Source organism: Xanthomonas hortorum, from assembly GCF_011305375.1.
Taxonomy (GTDB): Bacteria; Pseudomonadota; Gammaproteobacteria; order Xanthomonadales; family Xanthomonadaceae; genus Xanthomonas; species Xanthomonas hortorum_E.
In genome coordinates this window covers 309,500-322,664 of sequence record NZ_VCME01000001.1, presented here as the reverse complement: position 1 = coordinate 322,664, position 13,165 = coordinate 309,500, and the positions used below count along the sequence as shown (strand labels likewise).

Below are 13,165 nucleotides of genomic sequence, written 5' to 3'. Positions count from 1 at the left end.
GCCAAGGCCGCGCATGAGTCTGCGCTTGCGCGGACACGGTGCCTCGCGCGGCAACGCACTCGGGCGCGCACGCGTGCGCCAGAGCCACATGCTGGAAATCGCCGAGCAGCGCGTGCCCGCCAACCAGGTGGAAACGCAGCTGCAGCGTTTGCATGTGGCCATCGAAGCGGCGCGCACCGAAATGCAGCAACTGCGCGACCGCCTGCATGGCGCGCTGGCGCGCGAGGTCGGCGAATTCCTCGAGCTGCATGCATTGCTGCTCGACGACCCGGAGCTGCTGCAAGGTCTGGACGAGTTGATCCGCACCCATCGCTACAGCGCCGACTACGCCTTGCGCGTGCAGCGCGACCGGCTGGCGGCGGTGTTCGACGGCATGGAGGATGCGTACCTCAAAAGCCGCATGGACGATCTGGATCATGTGATCGGCCGCATCCACGCGTTCTTGCACAAGCGCGCGCCCGACCTCAAGGGCGTGGCCGGCGAAATCCTGGTCTGCGACAACGTGGCGCCGTCCGAACTGGCGCAGCTGCAATCGCAGGGCGTGGTCGGCATCGTCACCACCGCCGGCAATACGCTGTCGCATAGCGCGATCCTGGCGCGCAGCCTGCATCTGCCGTTGGTGGTGGGCGTGAGCGATGCGCTGCAGCGCATCGACGATGGCGATGTCTTGATCGTCGATGCCGGTTCGGGCCAGGTGATCGTCGATCCCAAACCCGAACATCTGCGCGACTACCGCGAGCGTCTGCGCGCGCTGGCAAAAGAGCAGCGCGAGCTGGGCCGGCTGCGTTCCAAACCCACGCGCACGCGCGACAACGTCGACATCACGCTGCTGGCCAATGCCGAATCGCTGGAAGACGTGGCAAAAGCGCATGCGCTCGGTGCCAGCGGCCTTGGCCTGTATCGCACCGAATTCCTGTTCCTGCAGCGCAACGAGCTGCCCGACGAAGAGGAACAGTTCCACACCTATCGCGACACCGTGCTGGGCATGAGTGGCCGCCCGGTCACCATCCGCACGCTGGACCTGGGCGCCGACAAGGCAGACCGCACCGGCCTGACCCTGAGCGACGAAGACAACCCGGCGCTGGGGTTGCGCGGCGTGCGGCTGTCGCTGGCCCGCCCTGCGGTGGCGCAGGCGCAGTTACGCGCGATCCTGCGTGCCTCCGGCTACGGGCCGGTGCGCATTCTGGTGCCAATGGTCAGCGGCCGTGAGGAAATCCAGCTGCTGCGCCGGCAGATCAAGAAGCTGGCACTGCAACTGCGCGAACAAGGCCACGAGATCGCCGAGCACATTCCGCTGGGCGCGATGATCGAGGTGCCGGCTGCGGCGCTGGCGCTGGACTGCTTTATCGACGATATCGATTTTTTGTCGATCGGCACCAACGATCTGGTGCAGTACCTGCTGGCAGTGGATCGCAACAACGAAGCCTTGGGCGAGTTGTATTCGCCATTGCATCCGGCGGTGCTGCGCCTGATCGCGCAGGTGATCGCCACCGGGCGCGCGTATGGCAAACCGGTGGCGGTGTGCGGCGAGATTGCCGGCGACCCACGCTTCGTGCCGATGTTGCTGGCGTTGGGGCTCACCGAGTTCAGCCTGCATCCGGCCACGTTGCTGGAAGTGCGCCGTGCAGTGCGCGACACCCACCTGGGCGAGTTGCGCGTGCAGGGCGAAAAATTGCTGCGCGCACGCGACCGCAAGGGCATCGAGAAGTGGTTGGCGACCGTTGCGCAGGGTTTGCTGCGCTGAGAGCACCAGCAAACCTGCTGCGCTCACCGCCAGACGGGTGCAGCCGATACTCGGCATCCTCATGTATCGCGGATAGACGCAGGCTCCGAGCGCTCCGTACGTTCCCAAGCTAACGACCGCTCGCCAGGTTTTTCAGCCGCTCCGGCTTGGCGGCTGCATCGCGCAGGCGATGTTCAAGCGCGTTGCGCGCGGCACTGTATGTTTCGTCACCATGCGCAAGCGATAATGCCGTGCTGACTCAGCACCGCGTCCTGCACTAGAGACGTGTCTACTTTTCAAGGGAGCTGCGCATGGCCGAAGCCGTCCGCCACGACAAGACCGCGCGCCAGCTCCGATTGCTGTCCGACGCACTGGATAGCGGGCGCCTCGGGCCGGTACGCCGGCTGGTCAACACGCTGGCGCCGGCGGAGATCGGCAACCTGCTCGAATCGCTGCCGCCCGGCAAGCGCGAAGTGGTGTGGGGGCTGGTCGATCCGGAAGACGATGGCGAAGTGCTGCTGCATGTCGGCGACGAAGTGCGCGAAAGCCTGCTGGCCGACATGGACACCGACGAGATCGTGGCCGCGGTCGAAGACCTCGACATCGACGATCTGGCCAATCTGGTCGAAGACCTGCCCGACACCGTCATCGACGAAGTGCTCAAGTCGATGGACCGCGAGAACCGCGAGCGGCTCGAACAGGTGCTGTCGTACCCGGAGTACACCGCCGGGCGATTGATGAACCCGGACGTGGTGACGGTGCGCGCCGACGTCAATGTCGATGTGGTGCTGCGTTACTTACGCCTGCGCGGCGAGCTGCCCGACCACACCGATCACCTGTACGTGGTGAGCCGGCGCCATCAATACCTGGGCCGCGTGTCGCTGGCCGCGTTGGTCACGCATGAGGACAACACGCCGGTCAATCGCCTGATCGACGACGAACAACCGGCGATCGATGTGGGCGATGGCTCCGACGAGGTCGCCCGGCGCTTTTCGGATCACGACTGGATCTCTGCGCCGGTGGTGGACGACAACAACATCCTGCTCGGCCGTATCACCATCGATGACGTGGTCGACATCATCCGCGAACAGGCCGAGCACCAGGCCATGAGCGCGGCCGGCCTGGACGAAGACGAGGACATGTTCAGCCCGGCGCGGCGTGCGTTCCGTCGCCGCCTGATCTGGCTGGGCATCAACCTGTGCACTGCGTTTCTGGCCTCCAGCGTGGTCAGCAAGTTCGAAGGCACCATCGAAAAACTGGTGGCACTGGCGGCGCTGATGCCGATCGTGGCCGGCATGGGCGGCAACGCCGGCACGCAGGTGTTGGCGCTGATGGTGCGCGGCCTGGCGTTGGGCCAGATCGGCTCCTCCAACGTGATGACGCTGCTCAAGAAAGAGCTGACCGTGGCGCTGATCAACGGTGTGGTGCTGGGCGTGAGCCTGGGGCTGATCGTGCTGGCCTGGTTCCAACAACCGATGCTGTCGCTGGTGATCGGCACTGCGCTGACCTTGAACATGCTCACCGCAGCGTTCGGCGGGGTGCTGGTACCGGTGACGTTGAAACGCCTGGGCTTCGACCCGGCGCTGGCCGGCGGCGTGATTCTGACCACGCTGACCGATGTGATGGGCTTCTTGAGCTTCCTCGGCCTGGCCACGCTGATTCTGCTGCCGTAGCGCGGGCTGTGCACGTTGAGATGACACTGCAACACAAAATCGCCGCACCGCGGCATGCCAGCGCACCTGCGTGCGGCGATACTGCAGGCATGTTATCGGTTCGGTCAGGAGTGCTGCGTGATTCGTCGCTGCCTTGTTCTTGTGGTCTTCACGCTGGTGCTTGCCGGCTGTTCCAGCATGGGTGAGCGCCACCACGATGCGCGCCGTGGCCACTTCGTCACCCGCACGCTGGAGATCGAAGGACGGCTGTACCGCTATCAGGTGTTCGTGCCGGCCTCGAAGATGCCGCAACCGCTGCCCATCGTGCTGTTTCTGCATGGCTCGGGCGAGCGCGGCGACAACGGGCGCGATCAGGCCGAAGTGGGCGTTGGCCCTTACCTGAGCGAACACACGGCCGAGTTTCCCGCATTGGTGGTGCTGCCGCAGGTGCCCGACGACGAAGAGTGGCTGGGCGTCAATGCACGCATGGCGATCGCTGCACTGGATGCGACCAGCGCCGAGTTCGCTGCCGACCCGCAGCGCACCTATCTCACCGGCATCTCGATGGGCGGCTACGGCGCCTGGGAAATCGGGCTGATGCAGCCGCGGCGTTTCGCGGCGATCGTGCCGATCTGCGGCGCGCTCAAGGCACCGCGCGATGAGCGCCGCACGCTCTACGTCAGCCTGGTGGCAAAGGAAGCCGACCCGTACACCGCCGCGGTCACCCAGCTCAAGCACGTACCGATCTGGATGTTTCATGGCGCCAAGGACGATTCGGTACCGCCGCACGACGACCGCGCGCTGTATCGCGCCGCCAAAGGCATCGGCGCCAATGTGCGTTACAGCGAATATCCCGAGGGCAACCACAACGCCTGGGACGCGACGTACGCGGACCCGGCGATGTGGGAATGGATGTTCAAGCAGCGCCTGCGTTGAGCAGGCCGCTCATCGCGCGGATGCCGTCTCCGCTCGATCAATGGTGGTACCCGGTGTCCGCCGTGACCTTGCCGCGGAACACGCGATACGACCACACCGTGTAGCCCAGGATCAGCGGCAGCAACACCACCAGGCCGACCAGCGCGAACATCTGCGACGACGGCGGCGCAGCAGCCTGCCAGATCGTGTAGACCGGCGGCACCAGATACGGCCACATGCCCAACACCAGGCCCGCAAAACCGAGTACGAACAAGCCCATCGCCAACAGAAACGGCGGCGTATCCGGCCGCCCCGCCTCGGTCGAACGCCAGAGTGCGAACCCCACGAGGGCGACCAGCACCGGCACCGGCATCAGCCACAGATAATGCGAGCCGCTGAACCAGCGCTCCATCACATGCGACTGCAGCGACGGCAGCCAGGCGCTGACCAGGCCGATAAAGATCAACACGCTGATGGTCAGCGGCCGGCTCAACTGACGCGCGAGCTGTTGCACATGGCCTTCGGTCTTGAGGATCAGCCAGGTGCTGCCGAGCAAGGCATAGCCGAATACCAGCGCCGCACCGGTGAGCATCGCGAACGGACTGAACCAGCCCCAGATACCGCCGACATAGCGGTCGTTCTCGATCGGCAAGCCCTGCACCAGCGCGCCCAGGATCACCCCTTGCGCAAAGGTGGTCAGGATCGAGCCGGCGGCAAAGGCATTGCTCCACAGCCGCCGCGAGCGCTGCGCCTTGAAGCGGAACTCGAACGCCACACCGCGGAACACCAGCGCCATCACCATCAACAACACCGGCAGATACAGCGCCGACAGAATCACCGCATACGCCTTAGGAAACGCGGCAAGCAGCCCTGCCCCGCCCAACACCAGCCAGGTTTCGTTGCCGTCCCAGATTGGCGCGGCGGTGTTCATCATCAGATCCAGCTGCGCCTCGTCCTTGCGAAACGGCGCCAGGATGCCGATACCGAGCACAAAGCCATCCAGCACCACGTACATCAGCACGCCGAAGCCGATCACCGCAAACCACGCCACCGGCAAAACACTCGTCATGTCCATCATGCGGCTCCGTCGATCGGTTCATCGGCCGCTGACAGCGGCCGTGCAGGCGTGTGCTCGCCGTGGTCCAGTTGCGGGGCGTCGTGCGGGGTCGGCCCGATCTTGCCGATCTTGACCAGGTACCAGATGCCCCAGCCAAACACGAACGCATAACCGGCGACGTACACCGTCAGCGAGATCGCGGTCATCAGCGTCGACTGCGGGCCCACCGCGTCGGCGGTACGCAACAGCCCATAGACCACGTACGGCTGCCGACCCATCTCGGTGACGAACCAGCCCGACACCAGCGCGATAAAGCCGCTCGGCAACATCCAGCGCCAGGTCGCCAGCAGCCAGCGCCACTGCAGCAACTTGCCGCGCCACCACGCGAACGCCGACACCCAGGCCACCAGCAACATCAACGAGCCGATCCCCACCATGATGCGGAAGGCGAAGAACACCGGGGTCACCGGCGGGCGATCGGCCGCCGGCACCGAAGTCAATGGCGCGATGCTACCTTCAAGGCTGTGGGTCAGGAGCACACTGCCCAGGCGCGGAATCGCCACCTCGTAATCGTTATGCTCTGCCTGCGCATTGGGCAGCGCAAACAGCACCAGCGGGAAACCCTTGCCCTGCTCTTCGTCATGCCAATGCGCTTCGATCGCCGCGATCTTCATCGGCTGGTGCTTGAGCGTGTTCAAGCCATGCATGTCGCCGACGAAGATCTGCAGCGGCACGGTGATCGCCGCGAAGGCCACCGCCAGCTTGAGCATGCGCAACCCGGCCTCGCGGTGCACGCCGCGGTGCAGATACCACGCACCCACCGCACCCACCACAAAGCAGGTGGTGATGAACGAGCCCAGCGCCATGTGCGTCAGCCGGTACGGGAACGAAGGGTTGAAAATGATCTGCAGCCAGTCCTGCGGATGCACGATGCCGTCGATCACTTCATAGCCGGCAGGGGTCTGCAGCCAGCTGTTGGACGACAGGATCCAGAAGGTGGAAAACAACGTGCCCAGCGCCACCATGCAGGTTGCGAAGAAGTGCAGGCGTTCGGAGATACGCCCCCAGCCGAACATCATCACGCCCAGGAAACTGGCTTCCAGAAAGAACGCGGTGAGCACCTCGTAGCTCAGCAACGGGCCGATCACGCTGCCGGCGATCCGGCTCAACTCCGGCCAGTTGGCGCCGAACTGGAAGGCCATCACGATACCGCTGACCACCCCCATGCCGAACGACACCGCGAAGATCTTCTGCCAGAAGAAATACAGCTCGCGCCACACCGGCAGACGCGTGCGCAGCCAGCGCCATTCCAGAAAGGCCAACAGGCTGGACAGCCCGATGGTGAATGCCGGAAACAGCACGTGGAATGCGATGACGAACCCGAACTGGATCCGCGATAACAGCAAGGCATCCATGGAGAGCCCTCCTGGAAAGTGAGGAAGCATCCGCGCGCAGACGGCAGGTCAATCGCCACAAGACAGTGCGGTGTTCGATCGCGACGTCTGCGCTACGGGATCATCATAAGGACGGTCGTGCTCGTTCCCGATGCGACACGGCGTCGCATCTGCGGCAAATTGCCGCGCTTGCGCTGCAACGCGATGCTACGCCCGGCGTGCGATGCAGCACGGATTTCCTGGGCGCGAATGGGATCGCAGCAAGGCTGTTGCAGCAAGCCGCTAGCTCGTTGACCAGTGCACCGAGCGCAATCGAGCCGACCGTCGACAGCAACCGCGCGCAGGTGCCTGCCGACGAAGCCGGCAGCGCCGCCGCGTCCCGACGGCCGTTACCGTAAGGCACGCAACACCGCAGACCTACCCTCTCACTCTCCCATCCGAATGCAGGTGTGCTGGAAAACGCTACGGCCGCGTCCGCTCCCAGACCCGCAGGAAATTGCCGCTATACACATCGACGATGCGTTGGGTGGGCCAGCCGGCATCCATCATCGCCTGCGTGAGCCTGGGCAGATCCGCACCGCTGCGCATCCCGGTCGGCAAGCTGGAAATGCCGCCATCGAAATCGCTGCCGAAACTCAAGTGTTTCCACGGATCTTCGACAATCCCCATGTCGGCGATCTGTCGGGCGAAGGCTTCGTAATAGCCGATGACAAACGCCAGATCGGCATCCATGTTTGGCTTGCCGTCCGCCAGATAGGAATGTTGCAGAAAGTACGGCGCCAGAATGACGCTGATGCAGCCGCCGGTCTGCACGATGGCGCGGATGGCCTCATTGTCGAGCCCGCGGTCGAGATGGCGCGACGGCCGCGTCTGCGCACCACGGGTGATGCTGCGCGATGCGCCATGCGAGGCGAAGGCCGGCACGTTGCGGCGCACGCAGATGGCGCAGGCGTCGAGTATTCCCTGGCTCGACGTATGCGAAAGATCCACCAGCAGTCCCACCTCGATACAGCGCTCCACGACCTCCCTGCCGAACTCCGACAGCCCCGCGCCCTCGATCCCGCGCCACGGATTGAGCGGCGCATAGCCGGACTGGGAAATGTCGGTATGGCTGAAATGATTGAGCGTCACATAGGCGGCCCCGGCCTTGGCAGCGATGCCCAGGCGCTCCAATCGCAGCGCCTGGGTGCGGATGCCGCGTGGACCAAGCATATGCGCGCCTTCCAGCGACAGGATGGCGCAGCAAAGACCCTCGGCCCGAATCGCGCGTAGCTCAGCGGCGCTGCGTGCCAGCCGCATCCGACCGTTGCTTGCCGCCACCACCGCCTCGACATAGTGCTGGTGATCCACCCAGTGCTTCCAAGGGTCGAGAAAAGGCGCGCCGATCAGGTTTTCCCATAGCGCGTGGGCGCTGAAACACGCACCGCCGTAACCGCCCGCGAGAAAGTCCGGGCCACTCACGTGGTGCATCAGCGGTTGATTGCGACCTCTCGGCGAGGTTTTGAACATCAGCCAGATGATCAGCGAGCGTCGATGCGCTTTCCAGTCGCCTTTCCAGAAATCGTAGCCGGCCACGCGCGACAGATACAGGGAGTCCAGATGTGTGTCGACTGGATAGGCTAGCGCATGCACTTCCTCCAGCGTGTGGGCGGCAGGCAAGGCAGCAGAATCCTCGGACGAAACGGCACTCATGCACGAACCCCGGCGATGACTCCTGAAACAATCAAGGAATAAACGCGGCCATCAAAACTACTAGGCAGTTTTGTTAGCCACTCTAAAAAGATGCACTTTTATCGTTATTGATTAGTAAGTAGATATTCTTCTAATCAACGCAATGCAACGAACAGCAGCGACCAAAGGACAGTAACTGAACTGGATCAGCAGATCCAGAAGATCGCCTGTCTGACAGCAAGCAAACCGCAAGATTGCTAGCGTGTTTCTCGTTTCGACGGTGTGCACGAGCGCACTGCGGCCTGTTTCCGCTGCGGCACGATCATGCGCTCCGCACGTGGACCCGGATGGTCACGTCCGGCCACGGACGCGTCGCGCCACTTCGCTGACCACCGCAATGACCGCAGTCAAACCGACCATCGACAGGAACTGCGCACGGGTGTCTGCCGACGAGGCCAGCAGCACGAAGATCACCGCCAGGATCGCCAGCGCCAGCAGGGTCAGAAACGGATACCCACGCATACGGAACGGCAACGTGATGCCGGCGCGGTCGGCGCGTGCGCGCAGGATCAGCTGCGACAGCAACGAGATCGTCCACACCAGCAGGCAGGTGGCGCCGACGATGTTGAGCAGCATCGGCAACACCTTGTTGGGATACAGCAACTCCAACGCCGCCGCCGCGAAGCCGAACAGCACGCTGGCGATCACCGCCACCAACGGAACCTGCTCGCCGCTGGTCCTGCCGAGCAGGCGCGGGGCTTCGCCGCGTTGCGCCAGCGAAAAGATCATCCGCGAGGCGCCATACAGATTGGCGTTGAGCGCCGACAACAAGGCCACCACGGCGACCAGGGTGATGGCAGTGGCCGCGCCGGGGATGCGCGCCACCTCCAGCACTGCGGCAAACGGCGAGCTGAGCGCTGCACTTGTCCACGGCACCACCGCCACGATCACGCTGATCGAGCCGATGTAGAACACCAGGATGCGCCAGGCCACGGTGCGAATGGTGCGTGCCAGGCTGCGACCCGGATCGGCTGTTTCCGCGGCGGCCACCGCCACGATCTCGGTGCCACCGAAGGCGAACACCACCACCAGCAACGCCGAGCCGACGCCCACCAGACCCTTCGGCGCGAATCCGCCGTGCTGGGTGAAGTTGGACAGCCCCGGCGACACCACACCCGGCAACCAGCCCGCCAGCAAGGCCACGCCGATCAGCAGGAACACGATGATCGCGGCGACCTTGAGGATGGCGAACCAGAATTCGAACTCGCCGAAGTTGCGCACGCCCAGCAGATTGATCGCCGTGAAGGTCGCCATGAACACCACCGCCAGCAGCGGCACCGGCAACGCCGGCCACACCGAGGCGAGCAAGCCTGCCGCGCCGACCGCTTCGGCGGCGATCACCACCACGATCTGCAGCCACCACAACCAGCCCACCGTCGCACCGGCGGTTGGCCCCATCGCATCGGCCGCATACACCGAAAACGCGCCGCTGGTCGGCTTGGACGCGGCCATTTCGCCCAGCGCATTCATCACGATGATCACCAGGGCCCCGGCGATCAGATACGACACCAGCACCGCCGGCCCCGCCGCGTGGATGCCCACGCCCGAGCCCAGAAACAGCCCGGCACCGATTGCCGTGCCCAGGCCCATCATCATCAATTGCCGCGGTTTCAGCGCATGGCGCAACGCGGGCGCGGCGGACGGAGCGTTCTCAGCAACGGGATCGGTCGGAAGCGGCATGGACGGGCTTGAAGAGATGGAATCGCGACACGATACCGCGTCGCGGCGCCTGCCGCGCCTCTTGACGCGAGCCTGGCGAAAGAGTGGACAAGCCAGGCAATCACGCCTTGCCTCATCGTATCAGCAGGTCGTTCGCACTGGCCTCCAAGTGCGTGACACGCTCCAGACCCCCCTTCACTGCACGCAGCTGGTGAGCAAATCCGCCGCACGCTGCATGCCGCATACAAAGATCCCCGGGCAAGCCGGGGATCGGTGTCACTGCAACGTCTTGTGGCCGATCATTCCGCCAGGTTCTTGCCGGCACCTGCAGTGGCGATCACCTTGGCCTTGACCTGCGCGGCCGGGGTGATGCTGTAGGTGTAGCCCAGCGGCTCCGGGAACACCTTGGTGGTGATCCAGTTGGTGGCGTTGGCGTAGGGCTTGCTGCCGTCAGGCGTGCCCCAGGTGATGCCGCTGCCGACGTAGTTGTTGATCAGGTCCCAGTAGCCGATCTCGCTGCTGTCACGCGAGGTCACCGGGTTCTTGATGTTCTCGAAGTAGTTGGATTCGATCTTCGCCACGCCGCCCATGCGCACGTTGATGCCGGAGGTGGTGACGTTGTTGAAGTAGTTGTTGTAGATATGGCTCAGCCCGCGCCGCTGCAGCGGCACGCGCGACTCGACGTTCTCGAAGCGGTTGTGATGATAGGTGGTGCGCGCGGCCGAGTTCTTGGTGTCGCTGTCGCTGTAACCGTTGAGCGCGACCTTTTGATAGTTGTAGACGTGGTTGTAGGACACGGTGACGTGGTGCACGCCCTTCTTCATGTCGATGCCGCCATCGAAGGACGCATCGCCGGCACCGGAGCACTTGGTCAACGAGGCGAACACGGTGTTGTGATCGACCCAGATCCTGGACGGCGAGCCGCTGGAATTGCCTTCCAACGAAATCGAATCCGCAGCTTCGCCGCCTTGCAGCAAGCCGATGGTCATGTTCTGGATGATGATGTTGTTGGCGTTGCCCACCACCCACACACCGAAGTTGGCCGCCGAGCCATTCGCGCCCTTGATGGTGACATCGCTCTTGTTCTTGATCTGCACGGTCTTGGCCGGCAACTTCCACTGCGCGCAGACGTCCTTGATGGTGCTGAAGTCGAACTTGCCGGTGTAATTGAGCACCAGCCCGCCACTGCCGGAATAGCTGTCAATGGCAGCCTGCATCGCTTCGAAGGTGGCGACGTTGACCGGGGTCTTGTTGCCGCCGCCGGTGGTGGCGGCACCGTACCCGACCGGGCCGGCGATGGCACTCGCGGCGCAAGCGGACAGTGCAAGCGCGAGTGCGCCATTGAGTGTCTTGATGATCATGCAGCCTCTCCCAAATAAAATCGAAAAGCGATGCGTGGCGTCGGCGCGAGTGCATCGACGGTGGCAAAGCGGTGCGTGGGGGCCGCATTCTTCGCGCGGTTTAAAACATAAAACAATTATCCATCTCTGAAACTTTGACGCAGCACGGTGTTCTCCTTACAGGACATGCAAAAGAGACAGCGAGAGACACGCAGGACAGGACACTGCAGTGATGTGCGCGATGTTTTTTCTATGTATGCAAACGCATGCCGATGCTGTGGTTGCTCACAAGCGTGTTCGACTGCGCGTGGTACGCGCAATGCGTTTTTCAAGCATGCACGCGGCTAACGAGGTGCTGTGCTTGGGAAGCTGCACACGACCGCGCGTTGTCGAAGTTGTCGGCGAAGTTGTTGACGACATTGACGCACAGCAGCAAAGCGCTACCGCACGAACATGCGTGCAGATTTGGATGCTATGACGCGCCGCTTTGCTGACGCTGATGCGTGATAGGGCATGCGATGCCAAAGCAACGCAGCCAAGGCGCAGTCGACACGCGAGAAGTTAGGGAACCGGCATGCCGAGCACGCTCAAGCTCGCATGCAGGCCCTCACACGCACACAAACGCCATCAACTTACACAGCGCGGCTGGCCAACACCGACGCGTGCACCAGCTGCTCGCCGGGCCATGGGGTGTGATCGTCGAGGAAATTGCCGACCAGGCGCATGCAGGCAGCGCGTTCTTCCACGTGCGGCATATGGCTGGAATTGGCGAATACATGCCACTGCGCGTCCGGGATCAGGCGTGCGTAAGGCTCGACGGTTTCCGGCGTGGCCTCATCGTATTTGCCCGATAGCACCAGCGCGGGCGCGGTGATGCGGTGCAGGCGTTCGATGATGCTCCAGTTGCGCAGGCTGCCCACCACATGGAATTCGGTCGGGCCGTTCATGGCGTGATAGACGGTGGGGTCGGCATCGATGGCGGCGAAGGTGCGCGCCACTTCTGCCGGCCACGGCAGCAGGCGACACACATGCTGCGCATAGAACACCTGGCTTGCGGCGCGATAGGCCGGGTGGTCCAGCGTGCCCGCGGCCTCGTGCTCGTCCAGTGCCGCCTGGATGTCTTCGGGCAGGCGCGCACGCAAGCGCAACGCGGCGGCGCGCCACAAGCCCATCGATGCCGGCGAGTTAGCGATCACCAACGCACGCAGACCGGCCGGCCGGCGCACCGCATGTTCGGCCGCCAGCATCCCGCCCCAGGATTGCCCCAGCAACGCGTACTGCGACAGCCCAAGCTGGGTGATCAGGGTGTGCAGCTCATCCAGAAACAGCCCCACCGTCCAGAAGCCGGGGTCGGCATTGGGCAGATGGGTGGACTTGCCGTTGCCGAGTTGGTCGTAATGGATGACCGCGCGGCCATTGGCAGCCAGGTCCTTGAAGCTGTCCACATAGTCGTGGGTGCAGCCGGGACCGCCATGCAGGACGATCAGCGGGCAGGCGTCACTGCGCAGGTCGCCGGTGATGCGGTACCAGGTACGGTACCCACGGAATTCGACGTACCCCTCAGTGGACTGCATGACCTGCGCCTGCCTACGGCAATAGTGAGCGCTCAGCCTAGCGCCCCGGCCTGCGCGCGCTAACTGGTAAAACTCTCAGGTTCGTCGCAGTTTCAGATGCGCGGTTGCGCGCGCCATGGT

At 63.9% G+C, this 13,165-nt stretch carries 9 protein-coding genes; 3 read left to right on the top strand and 6 right to left on the bottom strand.

Annotated features, from left to right (window positions below):
- Positions 1–13: 13 nt before the first annotated feature.
- The 3 genes from ptsP to FFY45_RS01185 all read left to right on the top strand — a co-directional run bounded on the left by ptsP (position 14) and on the right by FFY45_RS01185 (position 4,311).
- The gene (gene ptsP, locus FFY45_RS01195; RefSeq protein WP_115040600.1) at positions 14–1,744 is read left to right on the top strand and encodes a phosphoenolpyruvate--protein phosphotransferase; all 1,731 of its coding nucleotides are present in this window, start codon (positions 14–16) and stop codon (positions 1,742–1,744) included.
- Between the two features lie 290 nt (positions 1,745–2,034).
- On the top strand, positions 2,035–3,396 hold the full coding sequence (mgtE, locus tag FFY45_RS01190; RefSeq protein WP_023904639.1) for a magnesium transporter: 1,362 nt from the start codon (positions 2,035–2,037) through the stop codon (positions 3,394–3,396).
- A gap of 54 nt (positions 3,397–3,450) precedes the next feature.
- The gene (locus FFY45_RS01185; RefSeq protein ID WP_176339023.1) at positions 3,451–4,311 is read left to right on the top strand and encodes a carboxylesterase family protein; all 861 of its coding nucleotides are present in this window, start codon (positions 3,451–3,453) and stop codon (positions 4,309–4,311) included.
- A 37-nt stretch (positions 4,312–4,348) separates the two neighbouring features.
- Here the strand turns inward: FFY45_RS01185 and cydB are convergent, their stop codons facing one another.
- From cydB to FFY45_RS01155, 6 genes are all read right to left on the bottom strand, one after another.
- A complete protein-coding gene (cydB, locus tag FFY45_RS01180) occupies positions 4,349–5,365 on the bottom strand; it encodes a cytochrome d ubiquinol oxidase subunit II (protein WP_176339097.1) in 1,017 nt (338 codons plus the stop codon).
- On the bottom strand, positions 5,365–6,762 hold the full coding sequence (locus tag FFY45_RS01175; protein WP_176339022.1) for a cytochrome ubiquinol oxidase subunit I: 1,398 nt from the start codon (positions 6,760–6,762) through the stop codon (positions 5,365–5,367). Before FFY45_RS01175 ends, cydB begins: the two co-directional genes overlap by 1 nt.
- Positions 6,763–7,203: 441 nt before the next feature.
- Entirely contained in the window at positions 7,204–8,433 is a 1,230-nt protein-coding gene (locus tag FFY45_RS01170; RefSeq protein WP_176339021.1) for a membrane dipeptidase, read from the bottom strand.
- A gap of 330 nt (positions 8,434–8,763) precedes the next feature.
- Positions 8,764–10,152 carry an amino acid permease gene (locus FFY45_RS01165; protein ID WP_176339020.1) on the bottom strand — a complete coding sequence of 463 codons (1,389 nt, stop codon included), beginning with the start codon at positions 10,150–10,152 and terminating at the stop codon, positions 8,764–8,766.
- Between the two features lie 278 nt (positions 10,153–10,430).
- Positions 10,431–11,492 (bottom strand): pectate lyase family protein, encoded by a 1,062-nt coding sequence (locus FFY45_RS01160; RefSeq protein WP_176339019.1) that lies wholly within the window; start codon positions 11,490–11,492, stop codon positions 10,431–10,433.
- A gap of 611 nt (positions 11,493–12,103) precedes the next feature.
- Positions 12,104–13,045 carry a proline iminopeptidase-family hydrolase gene (locus tag FFY45_RS01155; RefSeq protein WP_176339018.1) on the bottom strand — a complete coding sequence of 314 codons (942 nt, stop codon included), beginning with the start codon at positions 13,043–13,045 and terminating at the stop codon, positions 12,104–12,106.
- Between the last annotated feature and the right edge of the window lie 120 nt (positions 13,046–13,165).